This window comes from Dehalococcoidia bacterium, assembly GCA_035574915.1.
GTDB lineage: Bacteria > Chloroflexota > Dehalococcoidia > DSTF01 > WHTK01 > DATLYJ01.
Genome location: DATLYJ010000123.1, coordinates 11991 through 33179, shown reverse-complemented (window position 1 = coordinate 33179; position 21189 = coordinate 11991). Strand labels below are relative to the sequence as shown.

Genomic DNA, 21189 nt, shown 5'->3' with positions numbered 1-21189 from the left:
AACACCGTGGAGGTGGTTAGCGCTCGTTAGCACTCCCTAGAAAGGAGGTGATCCAGCCGCAGCTTCCGCTACGGCTACCTTGTTACGACTTCGCTCCAGTTACCCCTCCCACCCTCGGCGCCTGCCTCCTTACGGTTAGCTCAGCGACTTCAGGTGTTAGCGGCTCCCATAGCGTGACGGGCGGTGTGTACAAGGCCCGGGAACGTATTCAACGCCGTGTGCTGACCGGCGTTTACTAGCAACTCCGCCTTCATGCAGGCGGGTTTCAGCCTGCAATCTGAACTGAGGCCGGTTTTCTGGATTAGCTCCGGATCACTCCTTGGCAACCTATTGTACCGGCCATTGTAGCGTGCGAGTGGCCCAGGACGTAAGGGCCGTGCTGACTTGACGTCATCCCCGCCTTCCTCCCCGCTTTACGGGGCAGTCTCGCCAGAGAATGCAACTGGCAACAGGGGTTGCGCTCGTTGCGGGACTTAACCCAACACCTCACGGCACGAGCTGACGACAGCCATGCAGCACCTGTGCTAGCTCCCCGAAGGGTCCCTCACCTTTCGGATCGGTACCACTAGCATGTCAAGCCCTGGTAAGGTTCTTCGCGTTGCGACGAATTAAACCGCACGCTCCGCTGCTTGTGCGGGCCCCCGTCAATTCCTTTGAGTTTTAGCCTTGCGGCCGTACTCCCCAGGCGGAACACTTATTGCGTTAGCTTCGGCACGGAGGGGGTCGATACCCCCCACACCTAGTGTTCATCGTTTACGGCGTGGACTACCCGGGTATCTAATCCGGTTCGCTCCCCACGCTTTCGCGTCTCAGCGTCAGGTAGGGCCCAGAGAGCCGCCTTCGCCACTGGTGTTCCTCCCGATATCTACGCATATCACCACTACACCGGGAATTCCACTCTCCTCTACCCCCCTCGAGTCCGCCAGTATGCAAGGACCTCTCCCAGTTGAGCCGGGAGCTTTCACCCTGCACTTAACGGACCGCCTGCACGCGCTTTACGCCCAGTAAATCCGGACAACGCTTGCCACCTACGTATTACCGCGGCTGCTGGCACGTAGTTAGCCGTGGCTTATTCGCGGGGTACCGTCATCATCTTCCCCCGCAAAAGGGCTTTACAACCCGAAGGCCTTCATCGCCCACGCGGCGTTGCTGGGTCACGCTTTCGCGCATTCCCAAGATTCCTAGCTGCTGCCTCCCGTAGGAGTCGGGGCCGTGTCTCAGTCCCCGTGTGGCTGACCGTCCTCTCAGACCAGCTACCGATCGTCGCCTTGGTAGGCCATTACCCCACCAACTAGCTAATCGGCCGCAAGCCCCTCCGGAAGCGGATTTCTCCTTTAGTGGCACTCCCTGCGGAATGACACCACATGCGGTATTAGCTCGCCTTTCGGCGGGTTATCCCCCACTTCCGGGTAGGTTACTTACGTGTTACTCACCCGTCCGCCACTAACGCCAGGGCCGAAGCCCTGACGTCCGTTCGACTTGCATGCCTGAAGCACGCCGCCAGCGTTTATCCTGAGCCAGGATCAAACTCTCCGTAAGATCCTTGTCAGACCACGTCTTTCGACGGAGTCCGGATTTCCGTTTCAAGGAAACGGGTCTCACCCGTACTTCCTTCCGCTATTCAGCTGTCAAGGTGCTTCGGCCCAGCGCCAGAGGCGTCCCCTGCCGCAGAGCCGACGGCCATCGTAGCACGCGCACCGGCGCCCGTCAACGAAGGGCGCCTGGACGCGTCTATCTCTGTAAAGGGGCCGTAGTACCAGAGCATCCTAGCAGCCGGTCCCCGAGGGGTCAAACCCGCTCTCTTCCCGGCGCAGGACCGCCGCCGTCCCCCGGCGGCGCTTACATCATCAATACCTCGAACATAATAGCGCGCCCCGGCGCGCCCTTCAAGGCGCTTCGTCCACTATCGGCGCTCGTGCCGCCGTCCGGAGCCCGTTCCCTGGCCAGCCCGCGTCGTGTCCCTCCCTGGAACTCCTCCTCCGGCCACCTCACGCGAACGGGTCGCGCTCGTACTCGACACGCACCAGGTAGAGGCCCCTCGCCGGCGCGGCCGGGCCGGCACTCGACGGCGCCGCGACGAGCAGCGCGCCGTACGCCTCTGGCGTCAGCCTGCCCAGCCCGACCTGTACGAGCGCCCCTGTCATGCGCCGTACCTGGTGGGGGAGGAAAGCGTTCGCCGTCACCTCTATGGTGACCCTGGAGCCTTCGCGACGGACTTCGAAGGCCTCCAGCCGGCGGACGGTGCTCGCCCCCGGTTCCTCGAGCGCGCCGCCAAAGGCAGCGAAGTCGTGTTCGCCGACCAGCGCGGGTGCCGCAGCCTGCATGGCCTCGATGTCCAGAGGCTTCGCGACGTACCAGCAGAGATCCCTGCCGATGGCCGGCCGGACGGCTCGATTCTCGATGACGTAACGATAGGTGCGCCGCAGGGCCTGGCGCCTGGGGTCGAACGAGAGGTCTGCATCCGCCGCCGCGAGAACTGCGATGTCGCGCGGGAGCCAGGCGTTGAGGGCATCTCGCATGGTCTGGGGGTCCAGGCGGGAGGTGGTGGTAAAGGCGGCCACCTGGCCCAGGGCGTGCACGCCTGAGTCCGTGCGGCCAGCAAAGGAAGCGCGCGCCCGCTCGCCCGTCGCCTTGCCTATCGCGGCCTCGAGTTCGCCCTGGATCGTGGCGGCGTTTGCCTGAAACTGGGAGCCGGCGTACCGCGTCCCCTCGTATTCCAGGAGGAGGGCGATCCGCCGCTGCGCCGCGCTCTCGGTTACCGGCAGACCCACAAGGCTGTCAGTCGCGGCGTTCGCTCCGGATCGACTCGAGGGTTGGCGTGCGATAGCGGTCTTCCGGGTCGTCCCAGCCCTTGAATTTCGGGGGCCGCTTCTCGGCGAAGGCGCGGCGCGATTCCATCAGGTCCTCCTGGGCGCCGTGGTTCCGGAGCCGGCTGGCGAGCTCTTCCAGCTCCTCCGGCACTCGCGGCCTCATGGCGCGCATCATCACGAGCGTGTTGACGCGAGAAGCCGGCGGCAGCGTCAGGAGGTGCGCCGCCATGGCCTGCGCCTCCGTCATCAGGTCTTCCGGGTCCACCAGGCGGTTCAGCCAGCCGAGCTCGTACAGCCGCTCAGCGCTGAAGCGGTAGGCGAATGCCATCTCCGTGGCGACGGCGTGGGAGATGTTGCCGATGAAGCCATGGTTGTAGCCGCCAAGCAGCCAGCGCTTGGCCTCCGACATCTCGAAGATAGCGCCGCGCACCGCGATCCGCAGGTCGGCGCGCTCCGCCTGCATGAAGCCACCACCCATGGCGTAGCCGTTGATCGCCGCAATGACCGGCTTCATGAGCGTGCCCGCGTCGTACGGGTTCTCGAGGCGGGGGGCGTTCGGGTCCATGCGCGTGGGCATGCCGCGCTCTACGGACTCCTTCATGTCCTCGCCCGCGCAGAAGGCGCGGCCGGTGCCGGTGAATATGGCCACTTCCATATCCCGACTGTCGCGGAACTCGCACCACGCGGCCGCCAGGCCCTGACGCATGTCCAGGCCGAGGGCGTTCAGCCTCTCCGGCCGGTTCATGCGGATCACCATCACTCCGTCACCGCGCTCGACCTCAACTACGGACATCGATTCCTCCACGAGTGTCTGTGCCGGCTTCCTGAGCGGCCAGCGCGTAGTACAGCGTGGCGAGTGCAGAGCAGACCCGACATCGGCCCTGACCTCCCGGCTCTGCGCTCCGCACGCCGTTTCGCACTCCCTCAGCCTGTACTGGCGGCGCCGGTGGCCACCTCTCTGCGGCCCACCGCGCCGGCTTCCTGCAATGCTGCGATCTCGTCGTCTGAGTAGCCGTACTCGCGTAGCACCTCCACCGTGTGCTCCCCGGGCAGGGGTGCGGCGCGGCGCAGCGAGGTGGAGGTGCGCGAGAGTCGCACCGGGTTGCGCACTATCGTGAGGTCGCCGTAGGTGTCGCTGTGGACCTCCTGCGCCATCGCCAGATGCAGGACCTGGGGGTCCGCAAAGGTCTGATCGACCGTGAGTATCGGCCCGCAGGGCACGCCCACGGCGTTCAACGCCTCGATCCATTCCTGGCAGGTCCGCTGCCGGAGCCTGTCCTCGACCTCCGCGCGCAGCTCGGCGCGGTGTGTAGCCCGCCCCCGCGGCGTGCGGAAGCGTTCGTCCTCCGCCAGGTGCTCCGCGCCGATCACCTTCAGGAAGTCGCGCCACATGCGGTCGCCCGAGGCGGCGATGTTGATCATGCCGTCCTTCGCCGGGAAGACACCCATCGGGAAGGCGGTGGGATGGTCATTGCCGGCCTGGGGCGGGACCTCGCCGGCGATTAGCCAGCGAGTGGCCTGGAAGTCCAGCATGGCGATCATCGCCTCAAGGAGCGAGGTCTGCACCCACTGCCCCTCGCCCGACCGCTCGCGCTCGATGATCGCGGCCATAATGCCGTGGGCGAGGTACATGCCCGAGCACAGGTCCGAAATCGGGATGCCGACGCGCCAGGGGCCGCCTCCGGGCGGGCCGGTGATGCTCATGAGGCCGCCCATGCCCTGCGCTATCTGGTCCACACCCGGACGCGAGGAGTAGGGCCCGTCCTGCCCGAAGCCAGAGATGCTGCCATAGATGATGCGCGGGTTGATCGCGCGCAGCGTCTCGTAATCGACCCTGAGGCGATACTTCACGTCTGCCCGCATGTTCTCGACTACGACGTCGGCGTCCCGCGCCAGGCGGTAGAAGACCTGCCGGCCGGCGTCCGTCTGCAGGTCCAGGGCAATCGACCGCTTGTTGCGGTGCACGTTCTCGCGGTCGAAGTTCGGCAGGCTGGCGTCGATCCCCGTCTCGGAGGGCCGGACCACCTGGATCACTTCGGCGCCGAAGTCGGCCAGGATGCGGACCGCGGTCGGCCCGGCGCGGGCGAGGCAGAGGTCGAGGACCTTGATGTGGGCAAGTGGCCCCGGGTTCGCGCTCCCGTTCGTGCTCATCCGCCCTCCTGTGGCAATGGAAAGCCGCTGGGACGACAGTATAAGGCCTTCATCCGGCTCGCCGGCCACGTCGTCCCCTTCGTCTCCGGTGCCCGCTGCCTTCCGCCGCGTCCCCTGCCTCGCCAAAGCCGGCGGCTCGTCCTCAGCTCAGTCGAAGGGCAAACGAAGTTGGAGTCAACGTTGAGCCTGGATGCGGAGGCAATGCCGGCGCCACACGCCGACCGCGGTCGGACCCGGCCAGCCACGAACCGAAGTGGTCTCCCCCGGATCCACGAATCAGGCTCCGTGCCCGGCGGCGCTTACTCCTGCACCAGCTCCAGACTCACGATCGGCGCCCCGTCTCCGAGACGGGGGCCCAGGCGGATGATGCGGGTATAGCCGCCCGAGCGGCCCTGGTAACGAGAGGCGAGGTCATCGAAGACCTTGCGGACAACGTCCTTGTCGTAGATGAAGGCCAGCGCCTGGCGGCGCGCGGCGAGGCTACCGTCTTTGCCGAGCGTGATCATCTTCTCGGCCATGCCCCGGATCTCCTTGGCCTTCGCCTCCGTCGTCCTGATCTGCTCGTAGCGAAGGAGGTCCGTCACCAGGTTGCGGAACATCGCCATCCGGTGCGCCGTCGGGCGGTCGAACTTGCGTCCGGCGACTCCGTGTCGCATCAGGCCTCCTCCTCTTCGTCCTTGCGCCGGAGCAGGTCTTGCGCGCCGGATTCCTTCAAGGCCTCCAGGAGGGCCTTTGCCACGGGACCAAGCTCCTCACCTTCCTCGATGTCCGGCTCGAAGGTCATGGAACGCGCCGGCCCTGCGGCGGCCGCCGGCGCGGCACCCAGGCCGCCGCCCATGCCTTCGGCGTCGGGCGGGAGGAAGCCCATGCTGATCAGCTTCTCGCGCAGTTCATCGTAGGACTTGCGGCCGAAGTTGCGCAGCGCCAGCAGCTCTTCCTCGCTCTTCTCGAGCACCGCGCCGACGGTCATCAGCCCGCTGCGCTTGAGGCAGTTGTAGGCGCGCACGGACAGGTTGAGGTCCTCGATCGGCGTGTTGTAGCGGTCGGGAGGCAGGGCCGCGCCCGACCCGAGGCCGCGTCCCGCCATGGGGGACTGCGGCCGGCCGAAGCGCGAGAAGGCCGCGAACTGGTCCGTCAACAGGTCGGCCGCGCTGCGGACCGCGTCCATCGGCGAGATGGTGCCGTCCGTCCACACCTCCAGGATCAGGCGATCGTAGTTCGTGACGCCGACGCGCGTCGGTTCGACGCGATAGTTCACGCGCCGCACGGGCGAGTAAATGGCGTCCACCGGGATCACGCCGATTGGCAAACCATCGGCGCTGCCGGCCGGGACGTAGCCGCGCCCCACGTCCACCGTGAACTCCACGGACAGCCGGGCGTCCGGCGACTCCAGGGTCGCCAGGTGCAGCTCCGGGTTCACGATCTCGTAGTCCGCCGTCGGCTGAATGCTGCCCGCGGTCACCTCGCCTTCGCCCTGGGCGTCCAGATACATCTTGCCGGGCCGCTCCGTAAGGGAGCGGATGCGGATGTCCTTCACGTTCAGGAGGAACTCGACCATGTCCTCCTTGACGTTTGGCAGCGTCGAAAATTCGTGCTCGACTCCTTCGATGCGTACGGCCGTGATAGCCGTGCCGGGGAGGGCGCTGAGCAGCGTGCGCCGCAGGGCATTACCGAGGGTAATCCCGAAACCGGCCTGCAGCGGCTCCGCTACTATGCGTCCGAACGTCCCCTCTGATTCCTCTTCGAGGCTTAGCTGAGGAACGCCCGCTTCCATTGTCACTACCATGTACCTCCCACCATTCCCGGGAAAGCGACTTTACAGAACCCCCTCTCCCCTTTCCCGCCGCTGGCGGGCAGGTGGAGGTCGTCCGGGGGTGAGGGACTACCGCGAGTAGAACTCCACTATTACGTTCGGGTCGAAAAGCGACTCTGCCTCCTCGATGGTCGGCGTGCCGATTACGCGCCCCTTGAGGGCCGCCATGTCCAACGACAGCCATGAGGGCACCTGCTTGGACTTGAGGATCTCCGGCAGCGTCTTGACGTACTCCGTCTTGCGACCGCGCGGCGTAAAGGACACCTCGTCGTTGACCTTCACGAGCGCCGAAGGGATGTCCGTCTTGCGGCCGTTGAGGCTGACGTGGCCGTGCCGCACCAACTGGCGCGCCTGCTTGCGCGAATCGGCGAACCCGAGCCGGTAGACGACGTTATCGAGCCTCGACTCGAGGAGCTGGATGAAGTTGACACCGGTCACGCCCGGCCGGTGCAGCGCCTCCTGGTAGTAGCGGCGAAACTGGCGCTCCAGGAGGCCGTAGAAGACCCTGGCGCGCTGCTTCTCACGCAACTGCAGGCCCCGGTCGGACACCTTCCGGCGCCGCTGGACGGCAGAGCCGGGCGGGTTCGGGCGCCGCACGATGGCGCACTTGGGGCCGAAACAGCGGTCGCCCTTCAGGAAGAGCTTCTCTCCGTAACGGCGGCAGAGCCGGCACACCGGCCCGTGGTATCGAGCCATTCGCTACCTCTCCTAGACTCGCCGCCGCTTGGGTGGCCGGCAGCCGTTGTGTGGTATGGGCGTCACGTCGCGAATGCTGAGGACCGTGAGGCCGGCGGCCTGTAGCGAGCGGATCGCCGCCTCCCGGCCGCTACCCGGGCCCTTCACGTACACGTCCACCTGGCGCAGACCATGCTCCATCGCCCGCCGCGCGGCGCCTTCGGCCGCCATTTGAGCGGCGAAGGGCGTGCTTTTCCGCGACCCCTTGAAGTTCGCGGTACCGGCGCTGCCCCAGCTGAGCACGTTCCCGTTCGGGTCCGTGAGCGTGATGATCGTGTTGTTGAAGGTGGACTTGATGTAGGCGCGGCCGCGCGGAACAGACTTCCGTTCGCGTCGCCCTCGTGTAGCGCGTCCTCGCCTCTGGACCATCCTCTACGTATTCCCCTTCTCGATTCGCTCTTACTTCTTGCCGACGGCCTTGCGCTTGCCCGCCACCGTCCGGCGCGCGCCTCGCTTGGTGCGCGCGTTGGTCTTGGTGCGCTGGCCGCGCACCGGCAGGCCGCGGCGGTGCCTTATGCCGCGGTAGCAGTTGATCTCGATCAGGCGCTGGATGTTCTGCCGGACCTCGCGGCGGAGGTCACCTTCGACCATGAACTCCCGGTCGATGATCTCGCGGATGCGGCTGACCTCATCGTCGGTAAGGTCGCGGACCTTGGTGCTCGGGTCGATCTGCGTCTTGCTGCAGATCAGGCGCGCGGAGTGCGGCCCGATGCCGTAGATGTAGCGCAGGGAGATATCGACGCGCTTCTCGCGCGGGATGTCGACGCCGGCGATTCGTGCCATCTAGCCTCTCCTAGCCCTGGCGCTGCTTGTGGCGCTTGTTCTCGCAGATCACCCGCACCACGCCGAAGCGCCGGATCACCTTGCACTTGTCGCAGCGTGGCTTGACCGATGCCCTGACCTTCATGCCGTCCTTACCTCAGCCGGTACGTGATCCGTCCCCGCGTGAGGTCGTACGGTGAAAGCTCCACCAGGACCCGGTCGCCGGGCGTGATCCGTATGTAGTTGATCCTCATCTTGCCGGAGAGGTGGGCCAGCACCTGATGGCCGTTCGCCAGTTCCACCCTGAACATAGCGTTAGGCAGTGGGTCCTTCACCACTCCTTCGACTTCGATCGCTTCCTTTTTTCCGGGCATAGAGACCCAGCGGGTCTGATGCTCCTTCCTTGGGACTGATAGCTATTTAATATACCTTCCCATTGTACTCTTCCGCCAGTTCTATCCGAGCCGCCCCCTCGATCTTCGACAGCCCTGCCCGCGATGGGCCTGACTCCTTGCCACCTGCTCCTGCTCACGGCAGGGTCAAGATCTCCGCGCCGTCATCCGTTATCGCGATGGTGTGCTCGAAATGGGCGCAGAGGCTGCCGTCGAGCGTGCTCACCGTCCACTGGTCGGCGTGCTTCTTCGTGCGCCAGTCACCCACGGTAACCATGGGCTCCAGCGCCAGCACCATGCCTCGCCGGAGCGTAGGCCCGCGCTCGGGCGAGCCGAAATTCGGCACCTGGGGCTCCTCGTGCATCGCCCGGCCCACGCCGTGCCCCACGTACTCGCGGACGACCCCGTAGCCGCGGCTCTCGATGTACTGCTGTATGGTGTGCGATACGACGCCCAGGCGCACGCCCGCCCGCGCCGCCTCGATGCCGGCCATGAGCGCGCCGCGAGTCACGTCGATGAGCTTCTGTTTCTCCTCGGTCACCGGGGGCACGCAGACTGTGACGGCGTGGTCGCCGACGAAACCTTTGTAGGTCGCACCCAGGTCGATGCTCACGAGGTCGCCCGGCTGGATGATCCGGTTTCCCGGGATGCCGTGCACGAGCTCATCGTTCACAGAGACGCATACCGTGGCCGGGTATGGCGGGTAGGCGTACCCGAGGAAGGTTGGCACGACGCCGCGCTTCGCGTATTCCTGGCGCACGATCTTGTCGAGGTCCTTGGTACGGATGCCGGGCTTCAGAGCGTCGACCAGGATCTGCATGACCTGGGCCACATGACGGCCGGCTTCGCGCATGATCCGGATCTCGTCGTCCGACTTGATGTTGATCATGTTCGTGCGAGCCCCGATCACTGGCCCCGACCCTGGATCGCCGCTGCAATCGCCGCCGTGACGGCCTCGACGGGCTGCATGCCGTCGATGTCGACAAGCTTCCGCTGGGCGCGATAGTGCTCGATCAGCTCCGCAGGCGGCTTCTGCTGCTGCAGGCGGGCGCGCACCGTTTCCGGCTTGTCGTCATCACGCTGGTAGAGCTCGCCGCCGCACTTGTCGCACTTTCCCGCGACCTTCGGCGGGCTGACATTCTCGTTGTAGATGGCGCCGCAGCTCCTGCAGAGCCAACGGCTGCTGAGACGCTTCACGAGCTCGTCGTCCGGGACAGTGATGTTCAGGGCAAGGTCGATGGCTTTGCCCGCCTCGGACAGCGCCCGGTCCAGCGCCTGGGCCTGCGCGAGGTTGCGGGGAAAGCCATCCAGGACGAAGCCCGAAGCTGCGTCAGGCCGCCGCAGGCGGTCGACGAGCATCTCGATCACAAGCGCGTCCGGCACCAGGGCGCCCGCGTCCATGTAGCCCTTCGCCTTCGCCCCGAGCTCGGTGCCCTTCGCGACGTGTTCGCGCAGCATGTCCCCCGTCGAGATGTGGGGCCAGCCATACTTCTCCGCGATGATCACCGCCTGAGTGCCTTTGCCCGTGCCGGGCGCGCCAAGGAGGACTACGTACATGCGGCTCCTTAGCGGATGAATCCCTGGTAGTTGCGCATGAGCAGCTGCGCCTCCAGCTGCTTCATCGTGTCCAGCACCACGCCGACGACGATCAGCAGGCCCGTGCCGCTCAGTGTCAGCGCCTGCACGTCCGTGAGCGCCGTCGCGAAGTAGGGCATCACGGCAATCACGCCCAGGAACAGGGCGCCGGCAAAGGTGATGCGTCCGACCACCCGCAGGATGTACTGCTCCGTAGGGCGCCCGGGGCGAATCCCTGGTATGAAGCCGCCCTGGCGCTGCAGGTTCTCTGCCAGGTTCTGCTGCTGGAACGTCACGAACGTGTAGAAGTACGTGAAGGCCAGCACGAACACGAACACCACCAGGTAGTACCAGACCTTCCCGGGGCTGAACGCGTCAGCGAGGAACCGGCCGACGTCGCCGACGAAGCCGGCAGATGTCGCCAGCGTCTGACCCATGAAGGCAGGGAAGAGCATGATCGAGTAGGCGAAGATAATCGGGATCATCCCGGCCGAGAGGACTCGGAGGGGGATGTGCGACGCGCCCTGCTGGCGGTACACCCGCCCGGCGCGGAAGGTAGCTCGCGAGTACTGCACCGGCACCCGCCGCTGCGCCTCCTGGAAGTAGACGATCGACGCGATGGCCACGAGCACGATGAGCAGCAACAGGAAGATGTTGAAGAGCGCAAGGTCAGAGTCGAAGACCTGAGGCAGCAGCCCGGGCACGCCCGCCACGATGCCACCGAAGATGATGATCGAAACACCGTTGCCGATGCCCTTTTCCGTGATCAGCTCGCCGAGCCAGACCAGGAACATGGTCCCGGCCGCCATCGAGATCACGGCAGCCAGCGTCGGCAGCGCCTCGGCGCCCGTAAACCCGATGCCCGTCACCGCGCCCGCCTGCTCCAGGATCAGGAGCTGGCTGTAGCCCTGGACGATAGCCATCGGCACAGCCAGCCAGTGCGTGTAAAGCTGGATGCGGTTTCGCCCCTGCTCCCCTTCCTTCGAGAGCGCCTGGAGCGAAGGGATGATCGGGATCAGTATCTGCATGATGATGGAGGCCGTGATGTAGGGATACACGCCCAGCGCGGCCACGCTTAGCTGGCGCAGGGCGCCGCCGCTGAACAGGTTCAGCTGCCCGAGGAAGGCGCCGACTCCGCCCTCGTCTTCGAAAGCGGCCTTCAGCAGGTCCGCGTTCACGCCCGGGATCGGCACGTGCGCGACGAAGCGGAATACGACGAGCATCGCCATCGTGAAGGCGAGCTTGGACCGCACCTCCGGCTGCTGCCAGGAGTCGATCAGCGCCTGCAGCAGTCGCGGCCTCTGGGCCTGGGCCCTCTGAGCGAGCGCCATCTACTCTTCCCTGGCCTCTTCGGCCCCGGCGGCGCGGGTGCGCCGCCTGCGAGGCGCCGCCGCATCCGGCGCGGCTGCTTCCGCGGGCGCTGACTCTGCCGCCTCGGCGGCTGGCGCAGCCTCTACCGGCGCCTCCGCGGCAGCTTCGACCGCGCTCTGGGCGCCAGGCCGCGGCATGAGCTCGACGACGCTACCGCCGGCCGCCTCGATCTTGGCGCGCGCCGCGGCCGAAAAGCGGTGCGCCGAGACCTTGAGCTTCGCGCTTAGTTCCCCGTCGGCGAGGACCTTGATCGGCAGGTTGGACTTCACGACACCCGCCGCCTTCAGCGTCTCCGGCGTGACCTCGCCGTTCACGGCCGCGGCCTCGAGCCTGGCGACGTTCACCGCCTCGAACTCCACCCGGAACTTGTTGTTGAACCCGCGCACGCGGGAGAGCGCCCGCACGAGCGGGATCTGCCCGCCTTCGAAACCAATGCGCAGGTCGCGCCCGGAGCGGGACTTCTGCCCCTTTATGCCGCGGCCTGAGTAGGTGCCGTGCCCGCTGGCATTGCCGCGGCCGACGCGCTTCTTCTTGTGGACGGACCCTGGTACGGGCCTGAGGTCGTTCTGAAACATGACTCTGGACCTTTCGCGCCGCGGTCCCTTACGTGGTCTCCGCGGCCGGAAGCCGTATTTACTCCGGCACCTCTTCCACCGTGACCAGGTGGCGCACCTTGTGCACCATGCCCCGGTTCGTGCGGTTGTCATCGACCACGACCGTCTGGCGCAGCCTGCGCAGGCCCAGCGAGCGCACCGTGAGCTGCTGGTCCTTCTTCTGGCTGATCGGGCTCTTCGTTAGCGTGACCTTGAGACGCGGCATTACTGGGAGCTCCGTGAACCATTCCCCGCCGCCGCCATGCGGCGCTGCTTCTCAGCCTTCAGGTCCTTCATCCGGGCCAGGCCGAGGATCGTAGCCTGCACCACGTTCATGATGTTGTTACTGCCCAGCGACTTCGCCAGCACGTCTTTGACGCCAGCCATCTCCATGACGGCGCGCACGCCGCCGCCAGCGATGAGGCCCGTGCCGGGCGCGGCAGGCTTCAGGAGGACCTTCGCCGCCTTGTACTTGACTTCCATCCCGTGCTGCAGCGTGTGACCCTGCATCGGCACCTTGATGAGGTTCTTGCGGGCGATGTAAGCGCCCTTGCGGATGGCGTCCGGCACCTCATTCGCCTTGCCCATGCCCGCACCCACGTGCCCGTTGCGGTCTCCGACGACGACGACAGCCGTGAAGCTGAAGCGGCGGCCGCCCTTGACCACCTTCGCCACGCGGTTGATGAACACGACCTTCTCCTGAAGGTCGAGCCCGGTGGCATCAACTCGGTTCGCCGCTGTTACCATCCCCTACTCCCCGGCGGCCGGCGCTGGCGCGCTCCGCACCGATCCCTAGAACTTCAGTCCTGCCTCCCGGGCCGCCTCGGCAAGCGCCTTGACGCGCCCGTGGAAGGGGTAGCCGCCCCTGTCGAAGACGACCTGCGACACGCCCTTTTTCTGCGCCTTCTCCGCCACCGCCTTGCCCACCAGTGTCGCGACCTCTGACTTCTTCTTGCCCTTCGCCAGGGAAGCCACGTCCTTGTCGAGGTCCGATGCGGCCGCGAGCGTGTGGCCCTGCCGGTCGTCGATGACCTGGGCGTAGATGTGCGAGAGGCTGCGGAAGACCGCCAGGCGCGGCCTTTCCGGCGTACCCATGATCTTCTTGCGTAGACGCACGTGCCTGCGGACGCGGGCCGCGCGTGGTGTCTTGCTGCTCTTCATCAGCGGCCCTTCCCTGACTTGCCGGCCTTGCGCCTCACCCGCTCGCCGACGTAGCGGATGCCCTTGCCCAGATAAGGCTCCGGCGGCCTCCGCTTGCGGATGTCTGCCGCCACCTGGCCCACCTGCTCTTTGTCGATCCCGTCCACGTGCACGCGGTTGCCTTCGACCTCGAAGCTGATGCCGGGAGGCGGCTCGATCTCGACCGGGTGCGAGAAGCCGAGCGAGAGGACGAGCTTGTTGCCCTGCTTCTGCGCCCGATAGCCAACGCCGACCAGCTCCAGGCTCCTCCGGAACCCTTGCTCGACGCCGGTCACCATGTTCGCGACGAGCGCCCGCGTCAGGCCGTGCATCGCCCGATGCCTGGGCTCGTCGCTGGGGCGCGTGACGACGAGGCGGCCTTCCTCCAGGTGCAGCCGCATCTCAGGGTCGATCTCCCGGCTCAGGTTGCCCTTCGGGCCCGTGACCTTGACCTTCGGCCCATCGATGTCCACCTTCACGGCAGACGGGATTGGTATCGGCAGCCTACCTACTCGCGACATCGTTTCCCCGCGGCCTGCGCCGCGCCCTCTCCTTCGTCATCTACCACACGTAGCACAGTATCTCGCCGCCGACATTGCGCTGGCGTGCCGCCTGGCCCGTCATCACGCCCTCGGGCGTCGACAGAATCGCCACGCCGAGGCCGCCAAACACGCGCGGGATCTCCCGCTTCTGGACGTACACCCGCAGCCCCGGCTTTGACACTCGCTTGATGCCGGTGAGCACCGGGTCCTTGCGCCCCGTATAGCTCAGATAGACGCGCAGCATCGGCCGGCCGTTCTCCTGCTCGACCTCGAAGTCCTTCACGAAGCCCTCATCGCGCAGGACCTTCGCGATTGCCACCTTGAGCTTGGAGGACGGCATGACCACGGCGTCGTGCTTGGCGTGCACACCGTTCCGGATGCGCGTCAGCATATCCGCGATTGGGTCAGAAACACTCATGCCTCAGCCTCCCACTGCCCCGTGAGCACTCGAAGCGTCTCACCAGCTCGACTTCGTCACGCCCGGGATCTGGCCCTCGAGCGCCAGCCTGCGGAAGCAGATGCGGCACATGCCGAACATGCGGATGTAGCCGCGCGGACGCCCGCAAAGCTTGCAGCGGTTGCGCTTCCGCACCGGGAATTTCGGCGGCCGGTTCGCCTTGACGATCATCGAGACCTTGGCCACGCTTCTCCGTCCTCCTCCTCCCTGCCTGACGGCCGGGAGGTGTTTCTCCTAGCTCCTGGCAAAGGGCATGCCCAGGAGCTCGAGCAGCCTCTTTCCTTCCTCGTCGTTCTTCGCCGTCGTGATGATGTTGATCTGCATCCCCCGGATGCGCTCCACCTTGTCGTAGTCGATCTCGGGGAAGATCAGCTGCTCCCTCACGCCCAGGCTGTAGTTACCACGGCCGTCGAAAGCCTTCGGCGAAAGGCCGCGGAAGTCCCGGATGCGCGGCAGCGCCGCGTTCACCAGGCGGTCGAAGAACTCGTACATCCGCTGGCCGCGCAGGGTCACCATCACGCCGATGGGGTTGCCCTCCCGCAGCCGGAAGTTGGCGATCGACTTCTTGGCGCGCGTGATTACCGGCTTCTGGCCCGTGATCGTCGCCAGGTCGGCCGAGGCCGAATCGAGCACCTTCGGGTTCTCACGCGCCTCCGTGCCAACACCGATGTTGAGCACGATCTTTTCGAGGCGCGGCACCTCCATCGGGTTCTTGTACTCGAACTCCTTCTGGAGGGCCGGAGCCGCGCGCTCTTTGTATAGGTCCTGTACTCGCGATGCCATGCGTCAGTCCACGTCCGCGCCGCAGCGCCTGCAGACGCGGACCTTCACTCCATCTTGTCGGACTCGGTGGCCCACCCGGGCCGGCTGGTTGCACTCCTTGCATAGCAGCATCACGTTGGAGACGCTAAGCGGCGCCTCCTTTACCACGATGCCACCAGGCACGGGCACGCCCGCCTGCTGGGTCGGCCGCTGGTGCTTCTTAACCTGATTGATCCCCTCGACGATGACCCGCCCGTGCTTGGGAAGCACCTGGCGAACCACGCCGGTCTTGCCGCGGTCCTTGCCCGTGATCACCAACACTGTGTCGTTCCGCCGGATCTTCGCCATCAGACCCTGGCCCTCCGCCGGCCATTGCGAGGCGCGGAGGCCGCCCCTGACGGCCGCAGCGACGTGGCAATCTCGCGAGCCCCCACAGCCCTCGACGGCACTAGATCACCTCCGGCCCTCCGCCCGTCATTGCGAGGAGCGGAGGCCGCCCCAGGCGCCCGCAGCGACGTGGCAATCTCGCGAGCCCCCACAGCCCTCGACAGCACTAGATCACCTCCGGCGCCAGCGACACGATCTTCATGAAGTCGCGCTCGCGCAGCTCACGCGCCACCGGCCCGAAAATGCGCGTCCCCTTCGGGTTCAGCTTGTCGGACAGGATCACGGCCGCGTTCTCATCGAATCTGATGTAGGAGCCGTCCGGCCGGCCGTAGTTCTTGGCCACCCGCACCACGACCGCACGCACCACATCGCCCTTCTTGACCGCGGCACCGGGCTGGGCCTGCTTTACCGAGGCGACGATCACGTCGCCGACGCGGGCGTAGCGCTTGCGGCTGCCGCCGGGGATCTGGATGCACATGATCTCTCGCGCGCCGGAGTTGTCGGCGACCTTGAGGCGGGTGAACTTCTGTATCATTCGCCCTTCGCCTCCGCGCCCTGCGCCTCAGCCGGTCGGCCGATGACCTCGGCCACTTCGGACTCGCCTACCTCCGTCGGCTTGAGCTCCGCGACATCGCCCCGGGTTATGACCTCGGCGATGCGCCAGCGCTTCTCCTTCGAAAGCGGCCGCGTCTCCACTATCCGGACGACGTCGCCCAGGTTCGCGCTGTTCTGGGGGTCGTGCACCTTGTACTTCTTGGTCCGGCGAACGATCTTCCGGTACAGCGGGTGCGGATAGCGGCGCTCCACCGCGACCACGGCTGTCTTCTCCATCTTGTTGCTGACTACGACGCCGACCTTCTGGCGCGCCCCTGCCATCAGCGTCCTCCCCTTCGGGCCGGCTGGCCGAGGCCCAACTCTCTCTGCCGCTGCAGCGTCTTAATGCGGGCGATCTTGCGCCTCACTTTTCCCACTTGCTTGACGTTCTGAAGCTGGCGCGTGGCCACTTGCAGCCGCAGCGTGAAGAGCTGGCGGTGGGCCTCCTCGAGCTCTCGGCCGAGGCGAACGTTATCGAGGGCTGCCAGCTCGGCGAACTCCTGGTTGCTCCTCTTTGCCATCAGACCGCCTCGTGCTCCCTCTCGACCACGCGGGTCGAACAGGGCAGCTTGTGCGCCGCCAGGCGCAGCGCTTCCTTCATGAGGTCATGCTGCACGCCAGCGATTTCGAACATCACCCGGCCGGGCCGCACGACGGCCACCCAGTGGTCGACGGGACCCTTGCCGCTGCCCATTCGGACCTCCGCCGGCTTCTTGGTCACCGGCTTGTCCGGGAAGATGCGGATCCAGACCTTGCCGCCGCGCTTCAAGTGGTGGGTGATCGCCCGCCGGGCGGCCTCGATCTGGCGGCTGTCCACCCAGGCCGCGCTCGTCGCCTGCAGGCCGATCTCGCCGAACGAGACCTGGTTGCCGGCGTTGGCACGCCCGCGGCGGTGTCCGCGATGGTGCTTGCGGTACTTGACCCGCTTCGGTTGCAGCATCCCTAGCTCGCTCCCGCCGGCGCCGGCTCAGGCGCCGCTCCCTCCTCAGAAGATTCCGGGCCGCGCTGCCGCTGTTGCGGCAGCTCCGGCAGCACGTCGCCCCTGTAGATCCAGACCTTCACGCCGATGCGGCCGAAAGTCGTGTGCGCTTCCGCCTGGCCGAAGTCCACGTCCGCGCGCAGCGTGTGCAGCGGCACCCGGCCTTCTTTCTCCGTCTCCCGGCGAGACATCTCCGCGCCGCCGAGACGGCCCGCGACCTGGATGCGGACGCCGCGGGCGCCGCGCTGCATCGTGCGGGTCACGGCCTGCTTCATCGCCCGCCGGAAGGCCACCCGGCGCTCCAGCTGTTCCGCCACGCTCTTCGCCACGAGGTAAGCGTCGAGCTCCGGCTGCCTGATCTCGATGATGTTGACCCGTACGCGCCGGTTGGTGAGCTTCTCCAGCGCATTCCGTAGCTCATCGACCTTCTGGCCGCCGCGGCCGATTACGATGCCGGGCTTCGCTGTGTGGATCGTCACGATCACCTGGTTCGCGTTGCGCTCCAGCTCAACCCGCGAGATCGCCGCGTCCGCGAGGCGCTTGAACACGAGCTTCCGGATCTCCAGGTCCTCGTGAAGGAGCTGCGTGTAATTGCGGTCCGCATACCACTTGCTCTGCCAGGGGTACAGGATCCCCAGGCGAAAGCCGATCGGGTGGACCTTGTGACCCATGGCTACTCCCTCTCCTCAACGACCACGGTGATGTGGCTGTAGCGCCTGACCCAGGGCTTCACCCGTCCCCGCGGGCCGGCGCGGTAGCGGTCCAGCCGCACACCTTCGTCGGCGTAGGCGTTCTTGATCCGCAGCACGCTCGAGGGGATGTTGTAGTTGTTCTCCGCGTTCGCGGCTGCGGATTTCACCAGCTTCTCCACCTTGCGCGCGACGGGCATGGGCAGGTTGCGCAGGATTGCCACCGCCTCGTCGATCGTCCGGCCCTTCAGGGGGCGCAGGATCAGGCGGACCTTACGCGGCGCCGTGCGGACGTTCTTGCCCTTCGCGACGACCTCCACTACTTCCTCCTCACCTGCGTCGTCCGGTCAGACTTTCCGCCGGCATGGCCGCGGAAAGTGCGCGTCGGCGCGAACTCGCCCAGGCGGTGGCCGACCATGTTCTCGGTGATGAACACCGGGACGTGCCGGCGCCCATCGTGCACGGCGATCGTCAGGCCGACCATCTGGGGCATGATCGTCGAGGCGCGCGACCAGGTGCGGAGCACGCTGCGCGTGGAGCTGCGCTGCGCCGCTTCCACGCGCCGCATCAGCTTCTCGTCGACGAACGGGCCTTTCTTGGTTGACCTCGACATCCCTTACCGGCTCCTCTACTTGTCGTACCGGCGCCGCACGATCAGGCTGTCGCTCGGCTTCTTGCCTCGCGTGCGGTAGCCAAGCGTGGGCTTGCCCCAGGGCGTCTTCGGTCCCGGGTGGCCGATGGGCGCCTTGCCCTCGCCGCCGCCATGCGGGTGGTCCCGCGGCGTCATCGCCGAGCCGCGGACGTGCGGCCGGCGGCCCTGCCAGCGCTTGCGGCCCGCCTTACCGAGCTTCACAAGGGCGTGCTCGACATTGCTGACCTGCCCGACAGTCGCCATGCAGCCGGACGGGACTCGGCGCATCTCACCCGAGGGCAGCCGGAGGAGGCAGTACTGCTCCTCCTTGGCCATCAACTGCGCCGAGGCGCCGGCGCTGCGGACGATCTGGCCGCCGCGGCCCGCCACAAGTTCGATGTTGTGGACCATGGTGCCGGTAGGCATGTTCCGCAGCGGCAGGGAGTTGCCGACGCGGATGTCCGCCGACGGCCCGGCCTCCACCACCATCCCCACCTGCAGCCCGGCGGGCGCCAGGATGTAACGCTTCTCACCGTCACGGTAGTGGATGAGCGCGATGCGCGCGGTGCGGTTCGGGTCGTACTCGATCGCCGCCACCTTGCCGGGCACCCCGTGCTTGTCACGCTTGAAGTCGATGACGCGCAGCTTCCGGCGCGAGCCGCCGCCGCGATGCCGCGCCGTGACGACGCCGCGGTTGTTGCGGCCCGCCGTTTTCTTCTTCGGCTTCAGCAGCGCCTTCTCGGGCTCGGTCTTCGTGATCTCCGAGAACGTGTAACCGCTGGCGCCCCGGCGCCCCGCTGAGGTGGGCTTGAACTGCTTTACCGGCATCCTAAACCCCCTCGAACAGCTCGATCTTGCTTCCGGGCGCGAGCGTCACCACGGCCTTCTTCCAGTCGCTGCCGTAGGTCTGAGCGCGGCGGCTGCGGGTGCGTCCCCGCGGCTTTCCCTTCATGACCATCACGTTCACGTCCGTGACCGTGACGTCGAACGCCTTCTCCACCGCGGCCTTGATCTGCGGCTTATTCGCGCGCATGTCCACCTCGAAGATGTACTTGTTCGCCGCGGACAGGGACGTGCTCTTCTCCGTCACCAACGGACGCTTGATGACTGCATACGGGCTGAGCGACTTATCCATCGGCTCGCCCCCCTACTGGCGCCAGGCGCTTGGTCGCGCGCTCGCCGCCCCACAGGGCTTCGGCGCGGCGCACAGCCTCGACGCTCATGATCACGCCCCGGTGCTTCAGCAAGTCATCCACGTTCAGGTAGTCCGCGGGCAGCACCTTAGCGCCCTCGACGTTGCGGGCGCTGAGGTGCAGCGGCCGGTTCGCGCCCTCGGTCACCAGCAGCGCCGAGCGCGGCATGCCGAAGGCTGCCATCAGCTCGACGATCGACTTGGTGCGCGGAGCATCGAAGCCGAGCGTGTCGATGACCTTGAGCGTGCCGGCCTCGACGTGCGCCGAGATCGCGGAACGGATCGCCAGACGCCGCACCATCTTCGGCAGCGCCTGGCGGTACTTGCGCGGCTTGGGCCCGAATACGATGCCGCCGTGGCGGTGGTGCGGCGCCCGGATCGCGCCCTGGCGGGACGCGCCGGTGCCCTTCTGGCGCCTGATCTTGCGGGTGGAGCCGGCGACCTCGCCGCGAGTCTTCGTGTTGGCCGAGCCGGCGCGGCGGTTCGCCAGCTGTGCCAGGAGCGCCTGCCGCATCGCCGCGTGGTGAGGCGGCAGGCCGAAAACGCTGTCGTCGGCGTCGATCGTCCGCACCTCCTCGCCCTTGATGTTATGGACTGCCAGCTTCATGCCTATCCTCTGGCCCGCTTGCCCTGACGGCGGCTTCTCTTGATCTGCACCAGTCCGTTGACCCCGCCGGGCACAGATCCCTCGAGGAGGATGACGCCTCGGGCAGGGTCGGACTGAAAAACGCGCACGTTCTTCACAGTAACCCGCTCGTCTCCCATGTGGCCGGCCATGCGCAGGCCCTTGCGGACCCGGCCGGGCGTGGTGCCAGAACCGATGGAACCCGGCGCCCGGTGCCGGTCCGACTGCCCGTGCGTCTTCGGGCCGCCGCTGAAGTGATGGCGCTTCACGCCGCCGGCGAAACCCCGGCCCTTCGAGCGTCCGACGATGTCCACGAGGTCACCCTCGGAGAAGATTTCGGCACCCAGCTTCTGGCCGACTTCGAACTCGTTCGGGTCGTCCACCCGGAACTCCCGCAGCCAGCGGAATTGCCCCAGTCGCTTCAGGTGGCCCTTCATCGGCTCGTTCAGCCGCTTCACAGCGCCGAAGCCGACCTGAATGGCGTTGTAGCCGTCCTTCTCCTGCGTCTTGATCTGCACCACGACGCAGGGGCCAGCCTCAACCACGGTGACGCCCCGGGCTTCACCGTTGCTGGTGAATACCTGCGTCATGCCAAGCTTGCGGCCCAGTAGCGCCTGCGTCATGTCTACAGCTTTATCTCGATGTCTACGCCCGCCGGCAATTGCAGGCGCATCAGCGTGTCCACCGTCCGCGACGAAGGCTCGATTATGTCGATAAGGCGCTTGTGCGTCCGGATCTCGAACTGCTCCCGTGAGTCCTTGTCCACGAAAGGCGAGCGGTTCACCGTGAACTTCTTGATCTCGGTGGGGAGAGGGATCGGCCCCGCCACGGACACGCCCGTCCGCTCCGCCGCCTCGACGATCTGCTCGGCAGACTGGTCGAGGATGCGGTGGTCGAAAGCCTTCAGCCGGATTCTGATCTTCTGCCTCGGCATCCCTTCTCCGTTTCGC

Annotated in this window: 32 protein-coding genes, 1 rRNA gene and 2 pseudogenes; all 35 read right to left on the bottom strand. The window is 66.5% G+C overall.

Annotated elements, in window-relative coordinates; translation table 11 throughout:
* Positions 1-40: 40 nt before the first annotated feature.
* Positions 41-1539, bottom strand: a 16S ribosomal RNA gene (locus VNN10_11905).
* 449 nt (positions 1540-1988) lie between these two features.
* A complete protein-coding gene (truA, locus tag VNN10_11900) occupies positions 1989-2771 on the bottom strand; it encodes a tRNA pseudouridine(38-40) synthase TruA (GenBank protein ID HXH22723.1) in 783 nt (260 codons plus the stop codon).
* Positions 2772-2778: 7 nt separating this feature from the next.
* Positions 2779-3603 (bottom strand): enoyl-CoA hydratase/isomerase family protein, encoded by an 825-nt coding sequence (locus VNN10_11895; protein HXH22722.1) that lies wholly within the window; start codon positions 3601-3603, stop codon positions 2779-2781.
* A gap of 131 nt (positions 3604-3734) precedes the next feature.
* Entirely contained in the window at positions 3735-4961 is a 1227-nt protein-coding gene (locus VNN10_11890) for a CoA transferase (protein ID HXH22721.1), read from the bottom strand.
* A 299-nt stretch (positions 4962-5260) separates the two neighbouring features.
* Positions 5261-5617, bottom strand: coding sequence for a 50S ribosomal protein L17 (gene rplQ / locus VNN10_11885; protein HXH22720.1), 357 nt, complete (start codon positions 5615-5617; stop codon positions 5261-5263).
* The gene (locus tag VNN10_11880; protein ID HXH22719.1) at positions 5617-6735 is read right to left on the bottom strand and encodes a DNA-directed RNA polymerase subunit alpha; all 1119 of its coding nucleotides are present in this window, start codon (positions 6733-6735) and stop codon (positions 5617-5619) included. Before VNN10_11880 ends, rplQ begins: the two co-directional genes overlap by 1 nt.
* A gap of 108 nt (positions 6736-6843) precedes the next feature.
* Positions 6844-7470 (bottom strand): 30S ribosomal protein S4, encoded by a 627-nt coding sequence (gene rpsD / locus VNN10_11875; GenBank protein ID HXH22718.1) that lies wholly within the window; start codon positions 7468-7470, stop codon positions 6844-6846.
* A gap of 12 nt (positions 7471-7482) precedes the next feature.
* A complete protein-coding gene (gene rpsK, locus VNN10_11870) occupies positions 7483-7878 on the bottom strand; it encodes a 30S ribosomal protein S11 (GenBank protein ID HXH22717.1) in 396 nt (131 codons plus the stop codon).
* A gap of 30 nt (positions 7879-7908) precedes the next feature.
* Entirely contained in the window at positions 7909-8292 is a 384-nt protein-coding gene (gene rpsM / locus VNN10_11865; protein HXH22716.1) for a 30S ribosomal protein S13, read from the bottom strand.
* Positions 8293-8302: 10 nt separating this feature from the next.
* Entirely contained in the window at positions 8303-8416 is a 114-nt protein-coding gene (gene rpmJ / locus VNN10_11860) for a 50S ribosomal protein L36 (protein HXH22715.1), read from the bottom strand.
* Positions 8417-8423: 7 nt separating this feature from the next.
* Positions 8424-8645, bottom strand: a complete 222-nt coding sequence (gene infA, locus VNN10_11855; GenBank protein HXH22714.1) for a translation initiation factor IF-1 — start codon at positions 8643-8645, stop codon at positions 8424-8426.
* A gap of 154 nt (positions 8646-8799) precedes the next feature.
* Positions 8800-9573 (bottom strand): type I methionyl aminopeptidase, encoded by a 774-nt coding sequence (gene map, locus VNN10_11850; protein ID HXH22713.1) that lies wholly within the window; start codon positions 9571-9573, stop codon positions 8800-8802.
* Positions 9570-10220, bottom strand: a complete 651-nt coding sequence (locus tag VNN10_11845) for an adenylate kinase (protein ID HXH22712.1) — start codon at positions 10218-10220, stop codon at positions 9570-9572. Before VNN10_11845 ends, map begins: the two co-directional genes overlap by 4 nt.
* Before the next feature lie 8 nt (positions 10221-10228).
* Positions 10229-11569, bottom strand: coding sequence for a preprotein translocase subunit SecY (secY, locus tag VNN10_11840; protein HXH22711.1), 1341 nt, complete (start codon positions 11567-11569; stop codon positions 10229-10231).
* A gap of 180 nt (positions 11570-11749) precedes the next feature.
* Positions 11750-12184: pseudogene (gene rplO / locus VNN10_11835) on the bottom strand (50S ribosomal protein L15).
* Positions 12185-12242: 58 nt separating this feature from the next.
* Positions 12243-12428, bottom strand: coding sequence for a 50S ribosomal protein L30 (gene rpmD / locus VNN10_11830; protein ID HXH22710.1), 186 nt, complete (start codon positions 12426-12428; stop codon positions 12243-12245).
* A complete protein-coding gene (gene rpsE / locus VNN10_11825) occupies positions 12428-12949 on the bottom strand; it encodes a 30S ribosomal protein S5 (GenBank protein ID HXH22709.1) in 522 nt (173 codons plus the stop codon). Before rpsE ends, rpmD begins: the two co-directional genes overlap by 1 nt.
* Before the next feature lie 45 nt (positions 12950-12994).
* Positions 12995-13363, bottom strand: a complete 369-nt coding sequence (gene rplR / locus VNN10_11820) for a 50S ribosomal protein L18 (GenBank protein HXH22708.1) — start codon at positions 13361-13363, stop codon at positions 12995-12997.
* The gene (gene rplF, locus VNN10_11815) at positions 13363-13902 is read right to left on the bottom strand and encodes a 50S ribosomal protein L6 (GenBank protein HXH22707.1); all 540 of its coding nucleotides are present in this window, start codon (positions 13900-13902) and stop codon (positions 13363-13365) included. The genes rplR and rplF overlap by 1 nt, the downstream gene beginning before the upstream one ends.
* 40 nt (positions 13903-13942) lie before the next feature.
* Complete coding sequence (gene rpsH, locus VNN10_11810) at positions 13943-14341, bottom strand: 30S ribosomal protein S8 (protein HXH22706.1); 399 nt, start codon at positions 14339-14341, stop codon at positions 13943-13945.
* Between the two features lie 39 nt (positions 14342-14380).
* A complete protein-coding gene (locus VNN10_11805) occupies positions 14381-14566 on the bottom strand; it encodes a type Z 30S ribosomal protein S14 (GenBank protein HXH22705.1) in 186 nt (61 codons plus the stop codon).
* A 48-nt stretch (positions 14567-14614) separates the two neighbouring features.
* Positions 14615-15163 carry a 50S ribosomal protein L5 gene (gene rplE / locus VNN10_11800; protein ID HXH22704.1) on the bottom strand — a complete coding sequence of 183 codons (549 nt, stop codon included), beginning with the start codon at positions 15161-15163 and terminating at the stop codon, positions 14615-14617.
* 3 nt (positions 15164-15166) lie between these two features.
* Positions 15167-15490 (bottom strand): 50S ribosomal protein L24, encoded by a 324-nt coding sequence (gene rplX / locus VNN10_11795; GenBank protein ID HXH22703.1) that lies wholly within the window; start codon positions 15488-15490, stop codon positions 15167-15169.
* A 205-nt stretch (positions 15491-15695) separates the two neighbouring features.
* Positions 15696-16064, bottom strand: coding sequence for a 50S ribosomal protein L14 (gene rplN, locus VNN10_11790; GenBank protein ID HXH22702.1), 369 nt, complete (start codon positions 16062-16064; stop codon positions 15696-15698).
* 95 nt (positions 16065-16159) lie between these two features.
* A pseudogene (gene rpsQ / locus VNN10_11785) lies at positions 16160-16408 on the bottom strand (30S ribosomal protein S17).
* A complete protein-coding gene (gene rpmC, locus VNN10_11780; protein ID HXH22701.1) occupies positions 16405-16644 on the bottom strand; it encodes a 50S ribosomal protein L29 in 240 nt (79 codons plus the stop codon). Before rpmC ends, rpsQ begins: the two are co-directional and overlap by 4 nt.
* Entirely contained in the window at positions 16644-17063 is a 420-nt protein-coding gene (gene rplP, locus VNN10_11775) for a 50S ribosomal protein L16 (protein ID HXH22700.1), read from the bottom strand. The genes rpmC and rplP overlap by 1 nt, the downstream gene beginning before the upstream one ends.
* A gap of 2 nt (positions 17064-17065) precedes the next feature.
* Positions 17066-17773, bottom strand: coding sequence for a 30S ribosomal protein S3 (rpsC, locus tag VNN10_11770; GenBank protein ID HXH22699.1), 708 nt, complete (start codon positions 17771-17773; stop codon positions 17066-17068).
* Between the two features lie 2 nt (positions 17774-17775).
* The gene (gene rplV, locus VNN10_11765) at positions 17776-18111 is read right to left on the bottom strand and encodes a 50S ribosomal protein L22 (protein ID HXH22698.1); all 336 of its coding nucleotides are present in this window, start codon (positions 18109-18111) and stop codon (positions 17776-17778) included.
* Positions 18111-18404, bottom strand: coding sequence for a 30S ribosomal protein S19 (gene rpsS / locus VNN10_11760; GenBank protein HXH22697.1), 294 nt, complete (start codon positions 18402-18404; stop codon positions 18111-18113). Before rpsS ends, rplV begins: the two co-directional genes overlap by 1 nt.
* Before the next feature lie 15 nt (positions 18405-18419).
* Positions 18420-19250: a 50S ribosomal protein L2 gene (gene rplB / locus VNN10_11755; GenBank protein ID HXH22696.1), complete on the bottom strand. Its 831-nt coding sequence runs from the start codon at positions 19248-19250 to the stop codon at positions 18420-18422.
* Position 19251: 1 nt separating this feature from the next.
* Positions 19252-19557: a 50S ribosomal protein L23 gene (rplW, locus tag VNN10_11750; GenBank protein HXH22695.1), complete on the bottom strand. Its 306-nt coding sequence runs from the start codon at positions 19555-19557 to the stop codon at positions 19252-19254.
* Positions 19550-20221 (bottom strand): 50S ribosomal protein L4, encoded by a 672-nt coding sequence (gene rplD, locus VNN10_11745; protein HXH22694.1) that lies wholly within the window; start codon positions 20219-20221, stop codon positions 19550-19552. Before rplD ends, rplW begins: the two co-directional genes overlap by 8 nt.
* A gap of 2 nt (positions 20222-20223) precedes the next feature.
* The gene (rplC, locus tag VNN10_11740; GenBank protein HXH22693.1) at positions 20224-20862 is read right to left on the bottom strand and encodes a 50S ribosomal protein L3; all 639 of its coding nucleotides are present in this window, start codon (positions 20860-20862) and stop codon (positions 20224-20226) included.
* Between the two features lie 2 nt (positions 20863-20864).
* Entirely contained in the window at positions 20865-21173 is a 309-nt protein-coding gene (rpsJ, locus tag VNN10_11735) for a 30S ribosomal protein S10 (protein HXH22692.1), read from the bottom strand.
* Positions 21174-21189 lie beyond the last annotated feature (16 nt).

Excerpts from the sequence above, each read along its gene's own strand:
- rplX (HXH22703.1), bottom strand. The coding sequence starts at position 15,490 with ATGGCGAAGATCCGGCGGAACGACACAGTGTTGGTGATCACGGGCAAG.
- rpsE (HXH22709.1), bottom strand. The coding sequence starts at position 12,949 with ATGGTAACAGCGGCGAACCGAGTTGATGCCACCGGGCTCGACCTTCAG.
- rpsC (HXH22699.1), bottom strand. The coding sequence starts at position 17,773 with ATGGGTCACAAGGTCCACCCGATCGGCTTTCGCCTGGGGATCCTGTAC.
- infA (HXH22714.1), bottom strand. The coding sequence starts at position 8,645 with ATGCCCGGAAAAAAGGAAGCGATCGAAGTCGAAGGAGTGGTGAAGGAC.
- rpsH (HXH22706.1), bottom strand. The coding sequence starts at position 14,341 with ATGAGTGTTTCTGACCCAATCGCGGATATGCTGACGCGCATCCGGAAC.
- rplQ (HXH22720.1), bottom strand. The coding sequence starts at position 5,617 with ATGCGACACGGAGTCGCCGGACGCAAGTTCGACCGCCCGACGGCGCAC.
- rpmD (HXH22710.1), bottom strand. The coding sequence starts at position 12,428 with ATGCCGCGTCTCAAGGTCACGCTAACGAAGAGCCCGATCAGCCAGAAG.
- rpsM (HXH22716.1), bottom strand. The coding sequence starts at position 8,292 with ATGGCACGAATCGCCGGCGTCGACATCCCGCGCGAGAAGCGCGTCGAT.
- rpsJ (HXH22692.1), bottom strand. The coding sequence starts at position 21,173 with ATGCCGAGGCAGAAGATCAGAATCCGGCTGAAGGCTTTCGACCACCGC.
- rpmC (HXH22701.1), bottom strand. The coding sequence starts at position 16,644 with ATGGCAAAGAGGAGCAACCAGGAGTTCGCCGAGCTGGCAGCCCTCGAT.
- rplB (HXH22696.1), bottom strand. The coding sequence starts at position 19,250 with ATGCCGGTAAAGCAGTTCAAGCCCACCTCAGCGGGGCGCCGGGGCGCC.
- VNN10_11845 (HXH22712.1), bottom strand. The coding sequence starts at position 10,220 with ATGTACGTAGTCCTCCTTGGCGCGCCCGGCACGGGCAAAGGCACTCAG.
- rplR (HXH22708.1), bottom strand. The coding sequence starts at position 13,363 with ATGAAGAGCAGCAAGACACCACGCGCGGCCCGCGTCCGCAGGCACGTG.
- VNN10_11890 (HXH22721.1), bottom strand. The coding sequence starts at position 4,961 with ATGAGCACGAACGGGAGCGCGAACCCGGGGCCACTTGCCCACATCAAG.
- VNN10_11895 (HXH22722.1), bottom strand. The coding sequence starts at position 3,603 with ATGTCCGTAGTTGAGGTCGAGCGCGGTGACGGAGTGATGGTGATCCGC.
- rplF (HXH22707.1), bottom strand. The coding sequence starts at position 13,902 with ATGTCGCGAGTAGGTAGGCTGCCGATACCAATCCCGTCTGCCGTGAAG.
- rplW (HXH22695.1), bottom strand. The coding sequence starts at position 19,557 with ATGGATAAGTCGCTCAGCCCGTATGCAGTCATCAAGCGTCCGTTGGTG.
- rplC (HXH22693.1), bottom strand. The coding sequence starts at position 20,862 with ATGACGCAGGCGCTACTGGGCCGCAAGCTTGGCATGACGCAGGTATTC.
- rpsD (HXH22718.1), bottom strand. The coding sequence starts at position 7,470 with ATGGCTCGATACCACGGGCCGGTGTGCCGGCTCTGCCGCCGTTACGGA.
- secY (HXH22711.1), bottom strand. The coding sequence starts at position 11,569 with ATGGCGCTCGCTCAGAGGGCCCAGGCCCAGAGGCCGCGACTGCTGCAG.
- rpsK (HXH22717.1), bottom strand. The coding sequence starts at position 7,878 with ATGGTCCAGAGGCGAGGACGCGCTACACGAGGGCGACGCGAACGGAAG.
- rpsS (HXH22697.1), bottom strand. The coding sequence starts at position 18,404 with ATGTCGAGGTCAACCAAGAAAGGCCCGTTCGTCGACGAGAAGCTGATG.
- rplE (HXH22704.1), bottom strand. The coding sequence starts at position 15,163 with ATGGCATCGCGAGTACAGGACCTATACAAAGAGCGCGCGGCTCCGGCC.
- rplP (HXH22700.1), bottom strand. The coding sequence starts at position 17,063 with ATGCTGCAACCGAAGCGGGTCAAGTACCGCAAGCACCATCGCGGACAC.
- rplD (HXH22694.1), bottom strand. The coding sequence starts at position 20,221 with ATGAAGCTGGCAGTCCATAACATCAAGGGCGAGGAGGTGCGGACGATC.
- rpmJ (HXH22715.1), bottom strand. The coding sequence starts at position 8,416 with ATGAAGGTCAGGGCATCGGTCAAGCCACGCTGCGACAAGTGCAAGGTG.
- VNN10_11880 (HXH22719.1), bottom strand. The coding sequence starts at position 6,735 with ATGGAAGCGGGCGTTCCTCAGCTAAGCCTCGAAGAGGAATCAGAGGGG.
- rplN (HXH22702.1), bottom strand. The coding sequence starts at position 16,064 with ATGATACAGAAGTTCACCCGCCTCAAGGTCGCCGACAACTCCGGCGCG.